The sequence below is a fragment of the Nocardia sp. bgisy134 genome (assembly GCF_965341865.1).
GTDB lineage: Bacteria > Actinomycetota > Actinomycetes > Mycobacteriales > Mycobacteriaceae > Nocardia.
The window spans coordinates 439177-459330 of the sequence record NZ_CBDQZP010000002.1; the positions used below are offsets into that span (position 1 = coordinate 439177).

Sequence of the window (20154 nt, forward strand, 5' to 3'; positions counted from 1 at the left end):
GGTAGGCGCCCCGGCCCGGCCGCATACAAGGAGAATCAACAATGCCTAAGCCCAAGAAGGGTGCCCGCTTCGGCGGGTCGGCGTCGCACCAGAAGGCGATCTTCGCCAATCTGGCCACGGCGCTCTTCGAGCACGGCCGGATCACCACCACCGAGGCCAAGGCCAAGGCCGTGCGTCCCTACGCGGAGAAGCTCATCACCAAGGCGAAGGGCGGCACCCTTGCCGACCGTCGCGAGGTGCTGAAGGTGATCCGCAACAAGGACGTCGTCCACTCGCTCTTCGCGGAGATCGGGCCTTCGTTCGATGGTCGCGAGGGTGGCTACACCCGCATCACCAAGACGCTGCCGCGTAAGGGTGACAACGCGCCGATGGCGATCATCGAGCTGGTCCGGGAGAAGACCGTGACCAACGAGGCCGATCGCGCCCGTCGCGTCGCCGCCTCCAAGAAGGCCGAGGAACAGGCTCCCGAGGTCGTCGAGGAGAAGGCCGACGAGGCTGTCGCCGAGGCCGAGGCTCCGGTTGCCGAGGAGCAGGCCGACGAGTCCGCCGAGGACAAGAAGGACGCCTGACCTGGGTCGGGTTTCTCGAATGAGCCCGCCGCCCCTGTGGGTGGCGGGCTCATTCGCGTCGATCGGCCGAACCTGTCTGCGGCCCGTCGTGACTCCGTGGGCTGGTTTGCGTTCGACGAGAAGTTGTTGTGACAGTGGAGGATTCGATGGAATCGGCTAGCGCACAGACCGACTCTGCTGCCCCGGCGGCGTCTCCAGTGTCCCCGACGGCGGCGACCGAGCTCCGGGATGCGGTGCGGGCGCGCCTCGACATCTCCTACGACGGAACGGACTTCATCGGCTGGGCCCGCCAGCCGGGGCTACGGACCGTGCAGGGCGTGCTGGAGGAGTCGCTGAGCAAGGTATTCCGCGAGCCGATCCAGCTGACCGTCGCGGGCCGCACCGACGCCGGGGTGCACGCGGAGGGGCAGGTCGCGCACTTCGACACCACCGCCGAGTTCGACGGTGACAAGCTCGTCCACCGCATGGCTCGCTTCCTTCCGAAAGACGTGCGTATCAAGGCGGCTCGGAGCGCGCCGCCGGAATTCGACGCGCGCTTCTCGGCGATTCGCCGCCACTACGTCTACCGGCTCACCACCGCGCCGTACGGCGCGGAGCCGCTGAGCGCCCGGAGCGTGGTGCCGTGCCGCCCGGGCGTCGATCTGGAGGCGATGCGCGCGGCGTCCCGAAGCCTGTTGGGGTTGCACGATTTCGCGGCGTTCTGCCGTCGCAGGGAGGGCGCGACGACGGTCCGCGAATTGCAGCGCTTCGACTGGGAGCGGGAGGGGGACCTGCTCACCGCGTTCGTCAGCGCCGACGCGTTCTGCTGGTCGATGGTGCGCAGCCTGGTCGGCGGGGTGCTCGCCGTTGGCGAGGGCAGGCGCACCGTGGAATGGATCGCCGGACTGCTGGAGGAGACCGAGCGTGCGAGCGCGGTGACCGTCGCTCCGGCCCACGGCCTGAGCCTGGTCGCGGTCGACTATCCCGCCGACGCGGACCTGGCGGCGCGCAATGCCGAGACCAGGGAGATGCGCGTCGTGCCGACCCGAGGGTGCTGCGGCGGAGAGTGAATAGGGGACCGGTACCGCGGCCGGTCTCAGCGAACCGCGGTACCGGAGTGGTTCAGTCGCCGGTGCTCGCTTCGATGGTCTTGGGCTGTGAGTGGCCGGAGATCTCGATGCGGCGCGGCTTGGCCCTTTCGGCGACGGGGATGGTCACCGAGAGGACACCGTTGTTGTAGGTGGCGCTGATCTTGTCGGCGTCGACGTTGTCACCGAGGGACAGCTGGCGCATGTAGGTTCCCGCGAAGCGTTCCGAGGCGATCCACTGGACGCCTTCGTCGCTAGGCAGGCTGCGCTGGGCGCGCAGGGTGAGGGTGCCGTTGTCGACACTCACATCCACCGAGCCGGGATCGACGCCGGGCAGATCGGCATTGAGCACATAGTGGTCGCCCGCCTTGAACAGATCCATCGGCATGAATCGCGGTGCGCGTGCCGTTCCGACGTTCTCGCCGAGCAGCTGGCGAGCGACAGTGTCGATGTCATGGAATGGATCGAATCGCAGCACAGCAATCACCTCCATCTCAGTACGTCGGCGACCGCCACGGCGGCGACCGCCGGGAGCTGTGCACCCTCCAAGTTAGCACTCTCATGTCCTGAGTGCTAATGCCCAGGGGGCCTCGCTCCGCGGCGCGGAATAGGAACGGGGACAGCGGAGGTTCGTTTCCCACATGACAATCGACGGTCTCGGACGATTCGGTGTATGGCGCGGCTACCAGGGGGTGACTCCGGAGGAGGCGCACGAGCTGGAGGAGCTCGGCTACGGAACGGTATGGCTCGGCAGCTCCCCGCCCGCGGAGCTGCCCGTCGTGGAATCGCTGCTCGCCGCGACGGATTCGCTCACGGTGGCCACCAGCATCGTGAACATCTGGGCGGCCCCGGCGAAGATCGTGGCCGATTCGTTCCACCGCATCGAGGAGCGCTTCCCAGGCCGCTTCCTGCTCGGCGTCGGCGCCGGGCATCCGGAATTCAACGGTCCCTACCGCAAGCCCTACGACGCGCTGGTCGAGTACCTCGACGAGCTGGACGCGGCCGGAGTGCCGAAGCAGCGGCGGGCCCTCGCCGCGCTCGGCCCGCGGGTGCTGGAGCTGGCGCGCGATCGGACCGCGGGCGCGCTGCCGTACTTGGTGACCCCCGAGCACACCCGGCGCGCCCGTGTGGTGCTCGGCGCGGACGCGCTACTGGCCACCGAGCAGAAGTTCGTCATCGACGAAAACCCGGAGCGGGCGCGCGAAGTCGGACGCACGATCGTGCCCATGTACCTCGGGCTCGGCAACTACGTCGCAAATCTGCGCAGGCTCGGTTTCGACGACGCCGATGTCACCACGCCCGGTAGCGACCGGCTGATCGACCAGCTGGCGGTGCACGGCAGCGCGGAGCAGGTGGCCGTGCAGCTCAGGGCCCACCTCGAGGCGGGCGCCGACCACGTCGCCCTGCAGGCGCTCGGGTCCGACTACCTCGGCCCGCTGCGCGCTCTGGCCCCCTTGTTGCGCTCCTGACCTGCGCGAGCGTGCGGTGGCCATCGTACTAAGAGACAGTTAGGAAACCCGCCGCACGCTTCCGAATCCCTTGTGACTGCCGACACACTCTCTTCCAGTTGACGCGAAGAAGCGTCGAAGGAGGAGATTCGGTGACTACGACACAGTCCGGTGGCGAACGCCGCGTCGTCGCGAACGTGCTGCGCGGATCGATCGGCAACCTGGTCGAGTGGTACGACTGGTACGTGTACGCGGCGTTCAGCGTGTACTTCGCGAAAGCGTTCTTCCCCGAAGGGGATTCGACCGCTCAGCTGCTGTCCACCGCGGCCGTGTTCGCGGTCGGGTTCCTGATGCGCCCGCTGGGCGGCTGGGCGCTCGGCCGTTACGCGGACCGGTTCGGCAGGCGCGCCGCGCTGACGCTGTCGGTGACCGTGATGGCGGCCGGTTCGCTGCTCATCGCGATTACGCCGGGCTACCAGAGCATCGGCATCGCCGCCCCGGTGCTGTTGCTGCTCGCGCGACTGCTGCAGGGTCTCTCCGTCGGCGGTGAGTACGCCACCAGCGCGACGTATCTGTCCGAGGTCGCTTCGGCGGGCCGTCGTGGGTTCTACTCGAGCTTCCAGTACGTGACCCTGGTCGCCGGTCAGCTCACCGCGCTCGGCGTGCAGATCGTGTTGCTGCAGGTGCTCACCTCCGCGCAGATGCACTCCTGGGGTTGGCGAATCCCGTTCGTGATCGGCGCGGGCGGCGCGATCGTCGTCATGCTGCTGCGCCGCGGGATGGACGAGTCCGCGTCCTTCGAGGCGGAGGCCTCCGGCTCGAAGGAGCCCAGCGGTTCCTCGCGCGGTTCGCTGCGGGTCCTGCTGAAGTACCCGAGGGAGTGCCTGCTCGTTGTCGGTCTGACGCTCGGCGGCACGGTGGCGTTCTACACCTACACCACCTATATGCAGAAGTTCATGATCAACACCTCCGGCATCTCCAAGGGCACGGTGGCCTGGATCAACTTCGTCGCGCTGCTGGTGTTCGTGGTGATCCAGCCGCTGGCGGGCGGGCTGTCCGACAAGATCGGGCGGCGCAAGCTGCTGATCTTCTTCGGCGTGAGCGGCACCTTGCTGACCGTGCCGCTCATGACCGTGCTCGCGCACACCTCGAACCCGGTCGCCGCCTGGGGCCTGATGATGGTCGCCCTGCTGATCATCACCGGCTACACCTCGATCAACGCCATCGTGAAGGCGGAGCTCTTCCCGACCAAGATCCGGGCGCTCGGCGTCGGCCTGCCTTACGCACTGACGGTCGCGATCTTCGGCGGCACCGCGGAGATGATCGCGCTCGCACTGAAGAAGGCGGGCATGGAGTCGGTGTACTTCTACTACGTGGCGGGCTGCATCGCGGTTTCGCTGGTGACCTACTACTTCATGCGGGAGACCTCGGCGGAGTCCACCATCGACGCCGACGACAAGGCGCGGGCCGACGCGGTGAGCGCCGGAAGCGATGACGAACGCCCCATGGCCGCCGTGCGTGGCTGAGCGACTCGTGACCGCGCCGATCCAGCCCATGTGGCAGGATCGGCGCGTGCGGCTTGCGGTGGTCGAAGATGACGACGGTGTGGGCGACGCGCTCGTCGAGGCGCTCAATGCCCGCGGTTATTCCGCCGAGCGCAAGCGTCGTGGCAGCGAGCTGCTGCTCGACCACCGCGGCTACGACGCCGTCATCCTCGATCTCGGTCTGCCCGACGGCGACGGCCTGCAGGTGTTGCGGCAGCTGCGCGAGGTGAGTTCGGTGCCGGTGCTGATCCTGACGGCGCGCAGCGACGAACGCTCCATCGTGCGTGGATTGCGTGGCGGCGCGGACGATTATCTGGTGAAGCCGCCGCGGATCGCGGAGCTGATGGCGCGGCTGGAAACCGTGATGCGCCGGGCGGCCGCGGTCGCGCATTCGGAGCGCACCGAGGTGATCACCGGCGATGTGCGCGTCGATCTGGCGGCTCGGGTCGTCGAGGTCGGCGGGGTGCCGGTCGCGTTGACGCAGAAGGAATTCGAGCTGGTCGAGGCGCTCGTGGAACGGCCGGGTGCGGCGGTGAGCCGCCAGCAGCTGATGGACCGGATCTGGGGCGACGCGTTCATCGCGGTCTCGCGTTCGCTGGACGTGCACATGACCGGTCTGCGCGCCAAGCTCAACCGGCCGGGGCTGATCACCACGATCCGCGGCTACGGGTACCGGTGGGGGCAGTGAGCGGGGAGGGCCAAATGTCATGCGGCGCAGACTTCTTGCCGCGCTGACGGTGTTCGCGGCGATCGCCGTCCTCGCGTTCGCGGTGCCGCTCTCGCTGACCTATGCCACCAGCAGGACCCAGGAGTTGGTGCTCGGCCGCTCCGGCGACGCGGATCGGTTCGCCACTCTCGCCGACGCTTTGGCGGTGGAGGGCAACTACGCCGCGCTGGCCGAGGAGGTCGCGCGCTACCACGAGTTGTACGGCGAGAACGTGCTTGTGGTCGACGCGCGCGGGGCGACCGCGGTCAACGCGGGCGTCACCATCATCGATCCGGCCGTTGTCGCCGCGGTTGCCGACGCGCGGCGCAATCAGCGACCGCATCCGATCGACCGGCTCATGCCGTGGAGCGATCCGATGATGCTCGTCGCGCGACCGGTCGGGACCGGGGTGCAGGTCAACGGGGCCGTCGTCATCGAGGCGTCCACCGCGCAGGCGCGCCGCGACATCACCCGCGCGTGGCTGATCATCGGCGTCGGCGGGGTGGGGGCCATGGTGCTCTTCACGATGCTCGCGTTGACGCTGAGCCGCTGGGTGCTGCGTCCGCTCGCGGCCCTCTCCCGGGCCGTCGCCGAGTTGACCGCGACGCTGCCGAAGGCGCGGTCCGCGCCGCAGGCCGCCGACGACGCACCGCCTGCGTCGATCGCCCGCCACTACGGCGGTCCGCCCGAAATGCGCGCTGTCGCGGAATCTTTCGATACCATGGCGCTGGCGGTGGCGGACTCGACGGAGGCGCAGCGCCAGTTGGTCGCCGACACCGCGCACGCGATGCGCAATCCGTTGGCCGCCCTGACCATCCGGCTGGATTCGCTGGAGTACGCGATTCCGCAGAACGCCGCGGACACCTTCCGCGGGGCGAGCGCGGAGGTGGAGCGGCTCACCACATTGCTCGACGGTCTGCTCACCCTCGCGGTCGCGGAGACGCCGGACGCGTTCGCGCCCGCGGCGGTTACGGCCGAACAGCGTTGCGACGCGGGCCAAGTCGTCGCCGACCGCATCGACGCCTGGCATTCCGCGTTCGCCGCCTCCGGGCAGTCGCTGCGCGCCGAGCAACCGGGGCGGCCTGCCGAGGTCGCCGTGACCGCGGATGTGCTCGCGCAGATTCTCGATGTGCCGCTGAGCAATTCGAACCGTTACGCCGGATCCGGCGCGGACACCGTGGTGTCCGTCGGGATCGAGCCGGAATGGGTCACGGTGACGGTGCGCGACGACGGCCGCGGCGTCCCCTCCGACGAGATCCGCAAGCTCACCACCCGGTTCTTCCGCGGTTCCTCCGCGCAGGCAGGCGGTTCCGGCCTCGGCCTGCCGATCGCCGCGGCTCTCGCCCAGGCGCGCGGCGGTACGCTCTCGGTCTCCGCGGTGGCACCGCACGGACTCGCGATCTCCGTCCGTCTTCCCGTGGCGGTGGTGTCGTGACGGGTCGGCTGAACCGGCGAAAGTTCCTGGCGCTCGCGGCCATCGGCGCCGCGGGCGTCGGCGCTTCCGGCGTCATGGGGTGCGGGAGCGGGAACGATCCGGTGGTCCGGTTGGCTTCGGGTGAGGTGGGCGGTTTCTATCACGCGTTCGCGCGCCTGCTCGCGTCGGCGGCCGCCGACGCGGGGACGGTGCGGATCGAGCCGATCACCACCTCCGGATCACAGGACAATCTCGCCATGCTGGCCAGGGGTGAGGCGGAAGCCGGTCTGGCGCTGGCGGATTCGAGCAGGGGCGCGCCGGGCGGCGTGCTCGCGCTCGGGCGGGTCTACGAGAACTATCTCCAGCTCGCCGTGCGGGCGGACAGCGATGTCCGCCGGGTGGTCGAATTGCGCGGCAAGCGAGTGAATCTGGGCGCCCAGGGTTCCGGCGCGGCGCTGACGGGGGAGCGGATCCTGCTCGCCGCGGGGCTGGATCCGGCGACCGATGTCATCGTGGAGCATCGCCCGCTGCGCGACGCCGCGGCGGCCCTTCGCTCCGGTGCGGTCGACGCGCTGCTGTGGGCGGGCGGCGTGCCGACCGCGGCGCTGGAGGTGCCGCTGCGGATGCGCCTGGTGGATCTCGATGAGCTGGCCGCCCCGCTGCGCCAGCGCTACGGGCACATCTACGACCGCGTCGAGATCCCGGGCGATGCCTATCCGGGAGCCTCCGCGATCCAGACCGTGGGCGTGGCGAACCTGCTGCTCGCGGCGCCCGCCCTGGCGGACGAGGCCGCCGCCGCGATCGTCGATCTACTGGTCGGGCGCCCGAACCTGCTGGTCCCGGCGGAGGCCGCGGGCACCCAATTCCTGGACGCGCGTTCGTTGATCGGCACGGGCCCGATCCCGCTTCATCCCGGCGCGGCCGCGGCCTATCGGCTGCGCCACGGGTGAACGTCGATCAGGAACGCACCAAGCGGGCGATCGCGTCGGTCGCTTCCTTGATCTTGGCCTCGGCCTCGGGGCCGCCCGCGACGGCCGCGTCCACCACGCAGTGACTGATGTGGTCCTCCAGCAGGCCCATCGCCACGGCCTGTAGCGCTTTCGTCATCGCGGAGACCTGGGTGAGGATATCGATGCAGTACTTCTCTTCTTCGACCATCCGCTGCAACCCGCGGGCCTGCCCCTCGATGCGGCGCAGGCGCTTGAGGTAGTCGTCCTTGGCGGTGATGTAGCCGTGTGCCGAGTGGTCGTGGCCCGGCTGGTCCTGGGTGGTCTTCGTGTCCGGGGTGGTCACCGACTGTCTCCTTGCTGCCTGCCGGAAGAATCGATCATCGATTAATACCCCCCTAGGGTACATTTGTTCCGGCGTGTTGTCAGGTCCGCGCGCGGCCCGGCGCGGGCTGCGTCCGCCGTGTCGCGCGCTGATCGGCACCGTACCTGGCCAGCGCGATTCCGCCTATTACGAGCATCGCGCCGAACAACTGGACCGGCGCCACCGCCTCGCCGAGCAGCAGCCAGGAGAGCGCGACCGCGAACAGCACCTCGCTCAACAGGATCAGCGACATGAGCGTCGCCCCGATGCGCGCCGCGCCCGCCACGCCGCAGAGGTAGGCCACCACGGTACTGAGCAGGATCAGCAATGCCAGGGCCACCCAGGCCGGGAGGCGGCGCTCGGCCATGACGGCGGTGGCGCTGCCGATGTGGATCGGCAGCACGGTGAGCGCGCCGAGCGCCCAGCTGGTCGCCGCGGCCACGGTCAGGCCGGTGCCGAGCAGCACCACCGGGCGCAGGCTGTCCGAGGTGCGCGCGGAGAGCAGGAAGAACGCGGCGTTGCACAGCATGGACAGCGCGGCCCAGCCCAAGCCGGCCGGGCTCAGCCCGCCCGCGTCGAAGACATCGATCACCAGCGCGGCGCCGGCGAGCGCCACGATCGCGCCGAGCAGGGTGGCGTCGGACGGCCTGCGTCCGCGCACTGCCCAATCCCAGCCGATCACCGCGATCGGCGCGAGGAACTGGATCATCAGCGATACCCCCACCTGGAGGTATTCCAGCGACAGGAAGAACGTCGCCTGCACACCCGCCAGCGCGATCACGCCGAACGCGCCGATGGTGCGCAGATGACGCACGCTGCCACGCAGGCCATCGGGTTCGGCGAGCGCGGCAAGCGCCAGCATGACCGCCGCCGCCCCGGTCAGCCGCACGGCCAGCACCGCCCCGGGCGACCACTCCGCGGCGAGCACGGATTTCGCGAGCGGTCCGGAACTGGCGAACGCCAAACCGCTTGCCACGGTCAGCCAAACGCCCGCGCTCGACACAGCCACCTCCAGCTAGAAACGATGAATCGTCCCATCATTGCCCACGCACCCGAGTGGTGTCGCTCACGCATCGGTTCGCCGGACCGGTACCGGTTGCGCGGGAGCAGCGGGTGGGCGGAAGAATCGAGCCCATGAGTTCGCTTCCCCGGCCCGCCCTCGCCGTCATCGGCGGCAGTGGTTTCTACGACTTCTTCGACAACGACGCCACCCAGGTCGAAGTCGACACCCCGTACGGCAAGCCCAGTGCCCCGATCGCGGTGGGCGAGGTCGAGGGACGGCCGGTGGCCTTCGTGCCCCGGCACGGCAAGCGGCACGAATACGCCCCGCACACGCTGCCGTACCAGGCCAACATGTGGGCGCTGCGCGCGCTCGGCGTGCGCCGGATCCTGGCGCCGTGCGCGGTGGGCAGCCTGCGCGCCGACTGGGGACCGGGCACCGTCGCAGTGCCGGACCAGCTGGTCGATCGCACCTCGGGTCGTCCGCAGACCTACTTCGACGGCGGCGGCGTGCACGTCTCCTTCGCCGACCCGTACTGCGAGGAACTGCGCGTCGCGGTGACGAAGTCCGAGGTGGAAGCCCTGCCGCTGAAAGCAGGCGGCACCATGGTCGTGGTGCAGGGCCCGCGCTTCTCCACCCGCGCCGAGAGCCGCTGGTTCGCCGGTCAGGGCTGGGACCTGGTGAACATGACCGGTCACCCGGAGGCCGTGCTCGCCCGTGAGCTGGAGATGTGCTACGCCGCGGTCGCTCTGGTGACCGACCTGGACGCGGGTCTGGAAGAGGGCGACGGTGTGCACGCCATCGACGTCTTCGCCGAGTTCAAGCGCAACCTGGCCCCGTTCAAGGAGCTCATCCGGGCCTCGGTGGCGGCGATCGGCGAAACCGACACGTGCGATCGGTGCCGTGTCCATACCGGCGTGTCGCTGCCTTTCGCACTACCGTAACCGTATGGGACGGTGCGACGTTCGTGCCGCCATCGGCTCGGAGTCGGCCGGGGGCGGCGGGGTGTGGTTGCGATGAAAGTACTGCTCACCGGAGCTGCCGGATTCCTCGGATCACATGTGCGCGGCGCGCTGACGGCCGCCGGGCACGAGGTGATCGCACTCGATCTGATGCACGGCGACGTGCACGGGCCCGACGCCGAGCCACCCGAGGGCGTCGCCAGGGTGGACGTCAGAGACGCCGACGGGCTCGCGCCGCTGCTGCGCGGCGCGGAGGTGGTCTGTCACCTGGCGGCCGTCACCGCGCCGAACGGGGAATCGGATTCCGGCATCGCCGCGTTCGCCGCGCACAACGACCACGGCACGGCGGTCCTGCTCGCCGCCATGAGCCAGGCGGGCGTCCGGCGACTGGTGCTGGCGTCCTCCATCTCCGTGTACGGCGAAGGCCGCTATCGCAGCGTGCGCGGCGGGCCGTTCTTCCCCGGCCTGCGCTCGCGCGCCGATTTGGATCGCGGCATGTTCGACCACCGCGCGCCGCGCACCGGCGAGGTGCTCACCTGGGAGGCCGTCGGCGAGGATGCGCCACTGCGCCCGCGCGGCTTCTATGCCGCGAGCAAGGCGGCGCAAGAGCAGTACGCGCTGGCCTGGGGTCTGAGCACCGGGGCGGCGGTGACCGTGTTGCGCTACCACAACGTGTACGGCGAGGGCGCGCGCTCGGGTCTGGCCACCCGGTTTCGCGAGGAGCTGCTCGCGGGTCAGGCGCCGCGGGTGTTCGAGGACGGCGGGCAGGTGCGGGATTTCCTGCACGTCCGCGATGCCGCCGCCGCGACCCGTGCCGCGATCGAACGACAGCTGTCCGGTTTCGTGCCGCTCAACATCGCCTCCGGCCACCCGATCACGCTGTGGGAGGTGGCGTCGATCATGGCCAAGGCCCGCGGCGGGACGTCGCCGATCGTGACCGGTCAATACCGGATCGGCGACGTGCGGCATTTCGTCGCCGATCCCGAACGGGCCAGGCGTGCACTGGATTTCAGCGCATCCGTGGTTCCGGTCGACGGGCTCGCCGAATTCGCGAGGAGCGCCGCGGAAGTCGCCGCAGCGGGCTGACGTGCGCGACTGCGCTCGCCGAATCGGTTCGCGATCGCGGATTGTCAGGAGGCCGCGGTCCGGAAGGCGTCGGCATGCGCTTCGGCCCACTGCCGGAAGGTACGCGGCGGTCGGCCGGTCACCTCGCGCACGGTCGGGTGGACCTCGGATTCGTCCAGTGTGCCGTCGATGAAGAAGCTCGTGAACGCCTCGGCGTAGGCGCGGGGCATGGTCGCCGCCAGTTCGGCGCGGGTCTCCTCCTCGTCGAGCTCGCGGCACACGAGCGGTCGGTCGAGAACCTCGGCCAGCACCGCGACCTGCTCGGCGGGCAGCAGCGCCTCCGGGCCGGTGAGATCGAGGATCCGGCCGTCGAGATCGCCGCCGGTCAGTGCCCGCGCCGCCACCGCGGCGATATCGGCGGGGTCGACGGCCGCGACCCGCACCCACGAGAACTGGGCTCGCACCACGTCGCCCGTAGTCAGTTGGGGAAGCCAGCGCAGCGCGTTGGACATGAACGAGCGCGGCCGCAGAAAGGTCCACGGCAGACCGGATTCGCGCACGGTTTGTTCGGACAGGGTCATGTACCGGGAGACCGCGTTGCCGAGATCCGCCAGCGCCGCGGAGCCGCCCGAGAGCAGCACCACCCGCGCCAGCCCGGCCTTGCCCGCCAGCGCGAGCAACTCCTCGAGGTTCTCGTAGCCCGGCATCAGATACATCCCGTGCGCGCCGTCGAGCGCGTCGGCCAGGGTCTCGGGTCGGTTCAGGTCGCCGGTGACGGCCTCGACGCCCGCCGGTAGCGACGCGCGCGCCGGATCACGCACCACCGCCCGGACCGGCTGCCCGCCCTCGGCGAGCGCGCGCACGAGTTCGGCGCCGATGTTGCCGGTCGCCCCGGTCACCACGTACATGGCGTCTCCTTCGGCTTCGTTGCAAAACATCGCCCCCGCAACGTCTTTCGGTGTCGCCCGTCCAATGTACGTGCCGTCCGCGCGGAGTGCCGGAATCTCGCGCTCGGCGTAACTCCGCTTGTCACGTGGACGTTCGCGGACTGCTTCCGGCAGCGTCTTCTATGCTCGCCGGATGGACACCCCGCTACGGCTCGAGGTCATCGTGGCAAGCGTGCGCCCGGAGCGGTTCGCTCCGGTGGTCGCCGATTGGTTCCTGCGCGTGGTCCGGACGCGGCCCGAATTCGACACCGGCGTCATCGATCTCATCGGGACGCCGCTGCCGACGGACCTCACCGACACGCCGGAGGCTCAGGCTTATCGGGCCAGGCTGGCGGCCGCGGACGCGTTCGTCGCGATCACCTCCGAGTACAACCACGGCTACCCGGCCTCCCTCAAAACCGCGTTCGACACCGCGAAGCGGGAGTGGCGCGCCAAGCCCATCGGCTTCGTCTCGTACGGCGGACTCTCCGGCGGCCTGCGCGCGGTGGAACAGCTTCGCCAGGTGGTCGCCGAGATCCACATGGTCTCGATACGGGAGACCGTCAGCATCCACCAGGCCAAGCGGCAGTTCGATGCCACCGGCACGCCGACCGACGGCGCGGCGATCGATGCGAGCGAGCGGCTGCTTCGCCAATTGGACTGGTGGGGACGGCATTTGCGGACCGCGCGGACGGCCGATCCCTATCCCGGCTGACGCCGGACCGTCAGTGCGCGGCGTTCGCGACGGGCCTGCGCCCGCGCGGATGCCCGATGTAGGTGGCCTCGCGCGGAATCGAGACGAGGGTGAGATCCACCTGCGCGGTTCCGGTGCGCAGCACCACGCGGTTGCCGATCGCGCCCGGCTGGTGGATGGACAGGTCCGGCCTCGTCGCGGGCCAGCCCATCGGGTCACCGGTCACATAGATCGTCGTGACACCGGCGTGCGGTGCGGGCGCGAGCACACCGTCCACCACCGTCGCGGTGAAACCCGCGTCGGACTGGTGGGTTTCGACGGCGATGGCGAGTCGTTCCGGGTTGCCGATGGTCTGCACCAGGTTCTCCCACGCGTGCGCCCGGTCGGTGCGGATCAGGATGCGCTCCCCGACGGCCAGCGCGCGGAACACCAACTGCTGCGCCAGGTAGAGCTCGCCCGCCACGTACACCGTCGAGATGCCGGTGCCGATGATGCGGACGGCCACACCTTGGTTGTTCTCGTCGGAGCCGATGAGCTGACCGCACCCGGAGGAGGGCAGGTGCAGTGCGCCGATGACGTCGATCGGGTACTCGGTCATCGGCACGGTGTCGTCGAGTCCCGGTACGGCCAAAGGCAAGTGCGCGAGCAGGCTGTCGCGGTGGCGTCCGTTCATCGACACCATGCCCTTGAGCTTGCCGTTCTCGGGCAGTTCGCGGGCGGTCAGTCGCCAGGCCGCGCCGATGCTCACCGATTCGGCGGAACTGCCTGGGCGCAGCCGCACGGTGACGGTGGTGCCGCGCGAGGGCGCGACCCACAGCTGCGCGAGCAGATCCGAGCCGAGCTGCTTCGGATCGACCGCGCTGCCGACGTTGACGGCGTTGCCGATCTCGGCGTAGCGCCAGCGATGAGTCAGGGTGCGCGGGTCGAAGCCCGAGGTGATCTGCAGGACCGCCTTGCGGATCTCGGGGGCGGTCAGGATGCGCGCGCTGCAGTCGGCGTCCTCCAGCGCGCGCATGATGCGTTGCGTCGCAATGGTTACCGCGCGTGACGCGCCTTCGCTGCCGCCGCCGCGGCGCGCCGCGGCCTCCGGGCAGGCGATCGCGTCGAAGCCGATCGCCAGCCAGACGGCGCGGTGCGCGGTGGCGGGCAGCGGGCCGAGCAGCGTTTCATAGATCTTGCCCGCCGGGGTGCCAGCGCGGCTGCGGTGTCCGTGGCTGATGATGTCGATGCCGCTGAGCAGGATGTCGTGCTGGTTGAGGCAGGCGGCGAGTTCCGGCAGCGGGAGCAGGTGCGAGGCGTGCACGGTGCTGCTGGAGATGCGGGTCAGCCCACCCTTGGGCGGCAGCACCTCGACCACCGTCACCACGCGGGTACCGTCCCAGTACAGGCCGAGCGAGCGGTCGTCGGGGCCGCGGAAGTCGACGGTGTCGCCGATCTCGTACTCGCGGTGGGTGACATAGCGCCACCAGGTCGCGATCCAGTCCAGCACGGTGCGTTTGGCGATCGGGATCAGCGGCAGCAGGCCGACGACAACGGCGACGCCGAGCGCGATCCACCCGCCGAGGCCTGCCACCAGCGCGATCACCGCCACGATCAAGCCGATCACCTGTGCGATCAACAGATTCGGCAGCGAGATGCGACCAAGCAGCGGGCGCGGTCCCACCCCTGTGGCTTCGGCCATCAGCGTCCCCCAAAGTACCCGGTATCGACCGTTTTCCACCGGCCGAGCTGAACAAGAGTCCCAGCGAACTGTACTGTGTTCCGCGAACGTGAGCACTGTTCGGGGGAGGAACCATGCCTTCAAAACCCACCACTCGCTGGCAGGTGAGCGGTTACCGCTTTCTGGTTCGGCGGATGGAGCACGCACTGGTGCGCCGGGATGTCCGCATGTTGCACGATCCGATGCGCTCGCAGTCCCGCGCCTATGCGGCGGGACTGGTGCTGGCCTGCGTCGTGCTCGCCGGCTGCGGCATTCTCGCGTTGCTCCGCCCGCAGGACAAGATCGGCACCAACACGCTGCTGATCGGCAAGGAGTCCGGCGGCGTCTACGTGATGATCGACGGCGTGGTGCACCCGGCGCTGAACCTGGCCTCGGCCCGGCTCGCCTCCGGTGAATCGGGCAAGGCGGTGATCGTCAAGGAGTCCGAGCTCGGCAAGAAGCCGCGCGGCCAGCTGATCGGAATCCCCGGCGCGCCCGCGGCTTTGCGCTTCGACAAGGACGGCAAGGGCCGGGCGTGGACCGTCTGCGACGTGATGAAGGTCGACGGTTCCAAGGACCTCACCACCACCGTGCTGGCAGGTGATCTGGAGCTGGGTGAGAAGGCCTCGGAGGTGCCCGCGGACCAGGCGCTGCTGGTGAAGGTCAAAGAGCAGGCGTACCTGGTCTACAACGAGACCCGCGCCCGCGTCGACATGACCGACCGCAGGGTGACGGACGCGCTCGGCATCACCGGCGCCATCCCGCGTCCCGTCAGCGAGGGTCTGATCAACGCGATTCCCGAAGTGCCACAGATCATTCCGCCGAAGATCAACGACCCGGGCGCGGCCGTGAGCTATCAGATCGGCGGGCACCGCGTCGGCGACGTGGTGCAGGTGTCCAGCGAGCCGGACGTGGATTACGTGGTGCTCCAGGACGGTCTGCAGCAGGTGTCCGAGCTGACCGCCGATATCATCGGCAACACCCACCGCCCGTCGTCCAGCAACACCGTCATCGCCCAGACCGACAAGGTGAGCGCGCCGCCCGCCAGGTCGCTTGCGGTGGATACCTATCCGCGGGCACGGCCGAGCATCGTCGAGGTCAAGGACCGTCCGATCAGCTGCCTTTCCTGGAAGCCGAACCCGGCTGCCGCCGACAACAAGGACGGCGGTAAGCGCGCCGACCTCTCGGTGATCGCGGGCGTCGCACTGCCGATGCCGGACAAGGCGAAGGCGGTGCCGCTGGCCCAGGCCGACGGCTCGGGTCCGAACGCGGACTCGGTGTACGTGCCCCCGGGCACCGGCGCGTTCGTCCAGACCACCGGCATCGAACCCGACAGCAGGCGCAAGGACTCCCTCTTCTACGTCGCCGACACCGGCGTGCGCTACGGCATCAAGAACCCCGACGCGCAGAAGGCCCTCGGCATGGACGCCCAAGCCGGAGTGAAGCCAGAGCCGGCGCCGTGGCCGATCATCGGTCTCCTCGCCAACGGTCCCACCCTGGGTCGCGAGGAAGCGATGGTGGCCCACGACGGTGTCGCGCCCGACCCGTCACCGGCCGCGAAGCCCGTGGGCAATCAGCAGAAGTAGCCGTTCGCCGAGTCAGCGGCGGTCGGCGTCGGCTTCGCGCAGCGAGGCGACTTCGCTGCGGAGCGCGCGGACTTCGTCGAGCAGCACGGAGATCTCGCGATCGGTGCGCTCGGCGCTGGCCTCGACGGACTTCAGCTGGTCGATCACCCAGCTCGTCGTGGTGCCGATCGCGAAGCTGATCAGGCCGATGCCGAAGGTCATCAGGATCAAGGAGATCAAGCGGCCCTCGGTGGTCACCGGATAGATGTCGCCGTAGCCGACGGTGGTCACCGAGACCGCCGACCACCACAGCGCGTCACCGAAATCGGTGACCTTGCTGTCGGCCACGCCGTACTCGGCATCGAAGAACGCCAGGCTGCACAGCAGCAGGATCAGTACCGAACTGGCGCCGACGAACACCGCGAGCCGGGCGCGCGTGACGGTGTTGCGATTCAGCGTGTCCAACAACAGCAGTGCCGCCCGCAACAGCCGCAGCGGGCGGAACGGCGGCAGCACCACGATCAGCAACTCCAGCGGATGACGCCGCACGAACCGAAGCCGGTCCGTCGACAGCCACAGCCGCACCGCGAAGTCGCCCGCGAACAGCGCCCAGATCAGGATGTCCACGCCGGTCAGCCAGGAGTCCAGCCTGGGCGAGGCCCCGGTGTCGAGCACGTGCCACGCGTACACCCCGAGAAACGTCACCGCCAACGCCATCATCGGAACGTTGGTAGCGCGCTCCCACGCCTGCCTGCGGGTCGGTTGTTGCGAGTCGATCATGGAAACTGCCTACGTGCCTGGTGGAAAGGTCCGCCGCGCCTTCGGGCGCGAACTTTCGCAGACACTACGCGACGCGTGGGGCGCGGCGGGCGGTGATCAAGTCCGGGAACATCTGAAGCGGTACCGGATCGACTGACAGGTGGGGCTCGAGCATCCGCGGGATGTTCGAGCCCCACCTGCGTTGTCACTCGATGCCGGTCGACTTTCGCTGCGGAAAGTCGATCTTCACCGCGACCTCATAGATCGTCGGAGGCAACACCGAACCGTCGCCTTATCGGAAATGACGCGAGATAGCCGAGGAGTAGTAGGCCGGCGATCGTGCCGGAGCCGATCAGCGCGACATCGCGTGCTCGATTATCCGGCGGCGGTGGCGGCGCGGGCACCGCCAGCTGCTGGTTCTGAGCGGGACTCGGCCGCTTGGGAGGGAGCTGGTTCGGCACCGCATTCGTCAATGCCGCGATCGGGTCGACCGCGCCGTACCCGAGGAAAGGGTTCCAACCCTCGGCGGGCGCGTGGGCCGTCGCCTGCAGACGTTTGATCACCTCGAGGGCCGACAACTCGGGAAAGCGAGCGCGCACGAGTGCGGCAACCCCCGAGACGTACGGCGCCGCGAAGCTCGTACCTTGCATGGGGCTCGGCTGATTCTGCTTTCCGATCGTCCCATTGGCGGTGCCATTGCTGTTCGTGTCCAGTGAGACGATGTTCTCGCCCGGCGCGGCGATGTCGACCCACGGGCCCGGCACCGTGAACTGTGAAGGCTGACCATTCTGGTCGATGGAACCCACCGCGAGCACATAATCGTCGAACCGCGCGGGTGTCACATTGGTGGACAGCTTTTGCCAGAGATCACCCCCCGGGTCGAGCGGGTTCACGTCAGGGTTCCCTGCTTGACATTTGTCTTCTTTGTTCCCGGCGGCAACTACTACCACGACATCTCGCTCGATCGCGGCGTACTGAAGCGCCGCGCCGAGGGGGCCGTCGTTCGGACTCGTCGAGCCTGCCACGCAAGCGACAAGCGAGATATTGATGACCGTTGCCCCCATATCCGCCGCGCGCCGCACAGCCGAGGCCAGCGCTTCGATGCGGCCGTACCCCTCCGGCGGATCCTCCGGACGCTGCTCTTGCGATCGACCAGCGACCTGGAACAGTTTGCTGGTTTGCCTGATCGACAGGATTCGCGCGTCGGGGGCTACGCCGGAGAATCCTTGACCGTCGATCTGTTCGGCCGCGATGATGCCGGCCACCGCAGTGCCGTGGGCATCGCAATCGCTGGTGCCGTCGCCGCCTTCGGCGACGTAGTCACCACCCGGTTCGAGGCCAGGAAGGCGGGGGTGTCGCGCGACACCGGTGTCGATGACGGCGACGACTTGACCTGAGCCGCGGGAGAATTCCCAGGCGCGGGGCAAGTCGAGCGAACGCTGCGGCAGCGGGATGAGAGGACCGTCCCCACCCGATTGCGTACTGACGCACGGGTTGTTCGCCTTCTGCTCGGTCTTCTCCGGCGGGACGGCGGGGTCGCCAGGTGGGAGCAGAGCAGGATTGATCGGAGGCGGTCGATCGGCGTAAGCGGTGCCTTGTCCGAGACCGATCGATGCGCTCAAGCCGAGTGCCACCGCGACGATGAGCACTCGGGGACTCGCGTTCACAGCCCGCGGACGAGCGAGTAGAGCGAGGCCACCCAGAACACCAGCGGCAGCACCGCCGCGACGAACGCGTACTCGAGCAGCTCGACGCCGCGCCGCATCGGCGGCGTCGCCGTCTGGTTCGGGATGATGATGCCGAGAATCAGCGCCGCCACCAGAATCAGCATTGCGGCACCGAAGACGGCCAGCGGCATGTCCATCGCGAAACCGGCGCCGACCAACATGATCAGCACGATCGATGCGCCACCGGCGATCAGCACGACGGCCTGTTCGGCGCCCGCGTAGGTGCGGCTGCGGAACATCAGCACCGCCGCGCAGACCAGCGCCAGCGCGATGCCCTGCCAGTACGGGTCGCCTGACTCGGGATCGGTGGCGGCGAGCGCGCCCGCGACGGTGACCAGCGTGGTGGCGGAGACCAGACCCGCAAGGTACATCCGGGCCCGTTCCGACTTCACCCGCAGCGCCTCCATGGTGGGCAGCGCGCGGTGGTCGTCAGGGTCGTCTTCGGTGGGGTCGATCGGGGTGCCCGGCGAAGGCACCGGCGGCAGCGGCAGCTTGGCCAGCAGCATCGAAACCCGCGGCGACAGCGAAAGACCCGCGAGGCCGAGCGCCGCGGCCACCGCGCCGATGGCCTTCAGCGGCTGATCGGTGAGCAGCCCGACCAGGGCGGCGGGCACCGCGTACACCGCGAGCGTGGCCGCGCCGATGAACAGCGCGAGACCGACGCCGGTGACGCGCCACGCCAGGATCGCGGTGGCCCCCACCAGAACCGATCCGAGAAGGATGTGCGCCCAGCCGTAATGATCGGGCACATAGAGCATTCCGGCCGTCAACGCGGCGGGAAGCGCGCAGCCGCCGAGGACGAGCGCGGTCGCGGTGTCGCCGTACATCCGGCTCAGCACCATGCCCGCGACGACGAGCAGGATCGCCACCGCCAGCGCGATCGAACCGCTCACCCACTCCGGTAGCTCGTCCGGCGCGAGCAACAGTCCGAGGCAGCCGACGATCATCGTCAGCGCGGCCAGGATGGAGCCGGTGATCCGCGCGACCTTTGGGGTCCAGCTGCGGTAGTGGTCGGTGTCCGCGATCGCGACGTTGTACATGATGTCGTCGAACAGCGGCGTCGGCGCGGTGTGCGAAGCGCTTTCCAGCATCAGGAGTTCGCCGTCGCGCACGCCGTGCTCGCCGAGGCTGAGCGAGTTGGAGAACGGCGGGTGGCCGATTCTGGCCAGCACCCACTCGGCGGGCTCGAAGCGCTCGCCGTCGTTGTCGAAGTCGTTGGTACGGCTGTGCTGGGCGACCATGTCGACGACGCTCGGGATGACCAGCGCGACCGGCACGTCGACCGGAATCGCCATGTCCACCTGGGTGTGCTTGGCCAGGATCGTCACCCGAGCCAGGTCCGGCGCACGGACGATACCGCGCGAGGAGTCTTCGTCGATATGGTCAAGTCGCGCGTGCGTCAAACTTCCCCCAACCTGGTGTTCTACCTCGATTTTCCGCTGACCCGTCGCGCTGGGGGGCGAGCTTGCGACCCTGGCGTCGGGGCAGCAGAATGCAGGTCGAACTGTACGACATGTCGGCGGTGGCCTCTACACTGAGCCCGAAGTCGCAGCATGTGAAGAGGGGGAATTCTCGTACGATGAGCGAACGCAGTGAGCGATTCATGTGCCAGCGCGCATCGCGCATGCCGGAGCCGAGCGTTAGCGAGGCGCAGCCATGAGCGAACGCAGTGAGCTAGTCATGTGCCTGTGCGCATCG

19 protein-coding genes are annotated in these 20154 nt (G+C 69.1%); 11 read left to right on the forward strand and 8 right to left on the reverse strand.

Translation table 11 applies throughout. From position 1 onward, the window contains the following. Positions 1 to 41: 41 nt before the first annotated feature. Positions 42 to 569 carry a 50S ribosomal protein L17 gene (rplQ, locus tag ACRWNM_RS05535; RefSeq protein ID WP_431964125.1) on the forward strand — a complete coding sequence of 176 codons (528 nt, stop codon included), beginning with the start codon at positions 42 to 44 and terminating at the stop codon, positions 567 to 569. A 146-nt stretch (positions 570 to 715) separates the two neighbouring features. Next, positions 716 to 1618: a tRNA pseudouridine(38-40) synthase TruA gene (gene truA / locus ACRWNM_RS05540; protein WP_431964127.1), complete on the forward strand. Its 903-nt coding sequence runs from the start codon at positions 716 to 718 to the stop codon at positions 1616 to 1618. A 52-nt stretch (positions 1619 to 1670) separates the two neighbouring features. Here truA and ACRWNM_RS05545 read toward each other — a convergent pair whose 3' ends face one another. After that, positions 1671 to 2114, reverse strand: a complete 444-nt coding sequence (locus ACRWNM_RS05545; protein ID WP_431964531.1) for an Hsp20/alpha crystallin family protein — start codon at positions 2112 to 2114, stop codon at positions 1671 to 1673. A 163-nt stretch (positions 2115 to 2277) separates the two neighbouring features. Between ACRWNM_RS05545 and ACRWNM_RS05550 the strand changes: the two genes are divergently transcribed. From ACRWNM_RS05550 to ACRWNM_RS05570, 5 genes are all read left to right on the forward strand, one after another. Continuing rightward, positions 2278 to 3105 (forward strand): LLM class F420-dependent oxidoreductase, encoded by an 828-nt coding sequence (locus tag ACRWNM_RS05550; protein WP_431964129.1) that lies wholly within the window; start codon positions 2278 to 2280, stop codon positions 3103 to 3105. 131 nt (positions 3106 to 3236) lie between these two features. Then, positions 3237 to 4610 carry an MFS transporter gene (locus ACRWNM_RS05555; protein WP_431964131.1) on the forward strand — a complete coding sequence of 458 codons (1374 nt, stop codon included), beginning with the start codon at positions 3237 to 3239 and terminating at the stop codon, positions 4608 to 4610. A gap of 46 nt (positions 4611 to 4656) precedes the next feature. Beyond that, complete coding sequence (locus ACRWNM_RS05560) at positions 4657 to 5316, forward strand: response regulator transcription factor (RefSeq protein ID WP_431964533.1); 660 nt, start codon at positions 4657 to 4659, stop codon at positions 5314 to 5316. A 19-nt stretch (positions 5317 to 5335) separates the two neighbouring features. Continuing rightward, positions 5336 to 6769, forward strand: coding sequence for a sensor histidine kinase (locus tag ACRWNM_RS05565; protein WP_431964133.1), 1434 nt, complete (start codon positions 5336 to 5338; stop codon positions 6767 to 6769). After that, positions 6766 to 7698 (forward strand): TAXI family TRAP transporter solute-binding subunit, encoded by a 933-nt coding sequence (locus ACRWNM_RS05570; protein WP_431964135.1) that lies wholly within the window; start codon positions 6766 to 6768, stop codon positions 7696 to 7698. The genes ACRWNM_RS05565 and ACRWNM_RS05570 overlap by 4 nt, the downstream gene beginning before the upstream one ends. A gap of 7 nt (positions 7699 to 7705) precedes the next feature. Here ACRWNM_RS05570 and ACRWNM_RS05575 read toward each other — a convergent pair whose 3' ends face one another. Both ACRWNM_RS05575 and ACRWNM_RS05580 read right to left on the reverse strand, forming a co-directional pair. Then, complete coding sequence (locus ACRWNM_RS05575) at positions 7706 to 8041, reverse strand: metal-sensitive transcriptional regulator (RefSeq protein ID WP_068057015.1); 336 nt, start codon at positions 8039 to 8041, stop codon at positions 7706 to 7708. Between the two features lie 79 nt (positions 8042 to 8120). Beyond that, positions 8121 to 9062 (reverse strand): EamA family transporter, encoded by a 942-nt coding sequence (locus tag ACRWNM_RS05580; RefSeq protein WP_431964137.1) that lies wholly within the window; start codon positions 9060 to 9062, stop codon positions 8121 to 8123. A gap of 131 nt (positions 9063 to 9193) precedes the next feature. On the opposite strand from ACRWNM_RS05580, the gene ACRWNM_RS05585 reads away from it, so the two are divergent. Continuing rightward, entirely contained in the window at positions 9194 to 10003 is an 810-nt protein-coding gene (locus ACRWNM_RS05585) for an S-methyl-5'-thioadenosine phosphorylase (protein ID WP_431964139.1), read from the forward strand. A gap of 72 nt (positions 10004 to 10075) precedes the next feature. Continuing rightward, complete coding sequence (locus ACRWNM_RS05590) at positions 10076 to 11107, forward strand: NAD-dependent epimerase/dehydratase family protein (RefSeq protein WP_431964141.1); 1032 nt, start codon at positions 10076 to 10078, stop codon at positions 11105 to 11107. 44 nt (positions 11108 to 11151) lie between these two features. Here ACRWNM_RS05590 and ACRWNM_RS05595 read toward each other — a convergent pair whose 3' ends face one another. Next, a complete protein-coding gene (locus tag ACRWNM_RS05595) occupies positions 11152 to 11994 on the reverse strand; it encodes an NAD(P)H-binding protein (RefSeq protein ID WP_431964143.1) in 843 nt (280 codons plus the stop codon). A 172-nt stretch (positions 11995 to 12166) separates the two neighbouring features. On the opposite strand from ACRWNM_RS05595, the gene ACRWNM_RS05600 reads away from it, so the two are divergent. Then, positions 12167 to 12727, forward strand: coding sequence for an NADPH-dependent FMN reductase (locus ACRWNM_RS05600; RefSeq protein ID WP_431964145.1), 561 nt, complete (start codon positions 12167 to 12169; stop codon positions 12725 to 12727). Positions 12728 to 12737: 10 nt separating this feature from the next. Here ACRWNM_RS05600 and eccE read toward each other — a convergent pair whose 3' ends face one another. Next, entirely contained in the window at positions 12738 to 14387 is a 1650-nt protein-coding gene (gene eccE / locus ACRWNM_RS05605; RefSeq protein WP_431964147.1) for a type VII secretion protein EccE, read from the reverse strand. A gap of 113 nt (positions 14388 to 14500) precedes the next feature. On the opposite strand from eccE, the gene eccB reads away from it, so the two are divergent. Continuing rightward, entirely contained in the window at positions 14501 to 15991 is a 1491-nt protein-coding gene (eccB, locus tag ACRWNM_RS05610) for a type VII secretion protein EccB (RefSeq protein WP_431964149.1), read from the forward strand. A 12-nt stretch (positions 15992 to 16003) separates the two neighbouring features. Here eccB and ACRWNM_RS05615 read toward each other — a convergent pair whose 3' ends face one another. The 3 genes from ACRWNM_RS05615 to eccD form a co-directional block, all read right to left on the reverse strand. Further along, positions 16004 to 16750 (reverse strand): potassium channel family protein, encoded by a 747-nt coding sequence (locus ACRWNM_RS05615; protein WP_431964151.1) that lies wholly within the window; start codon positions 16748 to 16750, stop codon positions 16004 to 16006. A 236-nt stretch (positions 16751 to 16986) separates the two neighbouring features. Further along, on the reverse strand, positions 16987 to 18378 hold the full coding sequence (mycP, locus tag ACRWNM_RS05620) for a type VII secretion-associated serine protease mycosin (protein WP_431964153.1): 1392 nt from the start codon (positions 18376 to 18378) through the stop codon (positions 16987 to 16989). Between the two features lie 14 nt (positions 18379 to 18392). Beyond that, positions 18393 to 19859, reverse strand: a complete 1467-nt coding sequence (gene eccD / locus ACRWNM_RS05625) for a type VII secretion integral membrane protein EccD (protein WP_431964155.1) — start codon at positions 19857 to 19859, stop codon at positions 18393 to 18395. Between the last annotated feature and the right edge of the window lie 295 nt (positions 19860 to 20154).

What these genes read in the sequence shown, in the direction of transcription:
- rplQ (WP_431964125.1), top strand. Translation starts at nt 42, where the DNA reads ATGCCTAAGCCCAAGAAGGGTGCCCGCTTCGGCGGGTCGGCGTCGCAC.
- truA (WP_431964127.1), top strand. Translation starts at nt 716, where the DNA reads ATGGAATCGGCTAGCGCACAGACCGACTCTGCTGCCCCGGCGGCGTCT.
- ACRWNM_RS05550 (WP_431964129.1), top strand. Translation starts at nt 2,278, where the DNA reads ATGACAATCGACGGTCTCGGACGATTCGGTGTATGGCGCGGCTACCAG.
- ACRWNM_RS05565 (WP_431964133.1), top strand. Translation starts at nt 5,336, where the DNA reads ATGCGGCGCAGACTTCTTGCCGCGCTGACGGTGTTCGCGGCGATCGCC.
- ACRWNM_RS05585 (WP_431964139.1), top strand. Translation starts at nt 9,194, where the DNA reads ATGAGTTCGCTTCCCCGGCCCGCCCTCGCCGTCATCGGCGGCAGTGGT.
- ACRWNM_RS05590 (WP_431964141.1), top strand. Translation starts at nt 10,076, where the DNA reads ATGAAAGTACTGCTCACCGGAGCTGCCGGATTCCTCGGATCACATGTG.
- ACRWNM_RS05595 (WP_431964143.1), bottom strand. Translation starts at nt 11,994, where the DNA reads ATGTACGTGGTGACCGGGGCGACCGGCAACATCGGCGCCGAACTCGTG.
- ACRWNM_RS05600 (WP_431964145.1), top strand. Translation starts at nt 12,167, where the DNA reads ATGGACACCCCGCTACGGCTCGAGGTCATCGTGGCAAGCGTGCGCCCG.
- eccE (WP_431964147.1), bottom strand. Translation starts at nt 14,387, where the DNA reads ATGGCCGAAGCCACAGGGGTGGGACCGCGCCCGCTGCTTGGTCGCATC.
- eccB (WP_431964149.1), top strand. Translation starts at nt 14,501, where the DNA reads ATGCCTTCAAAACCCACCACTCGCTGGCAGGTGAGCGGTTACCGCTTT.
- ACRWNM_RS05615 (WP_431964151.1), bottom strand. Translation starts at nt 16,750, where the DNA reads ATGATCGACTCGCAACAACCGACCCGCAGGCAGGCGTGGGAGCGCGCT.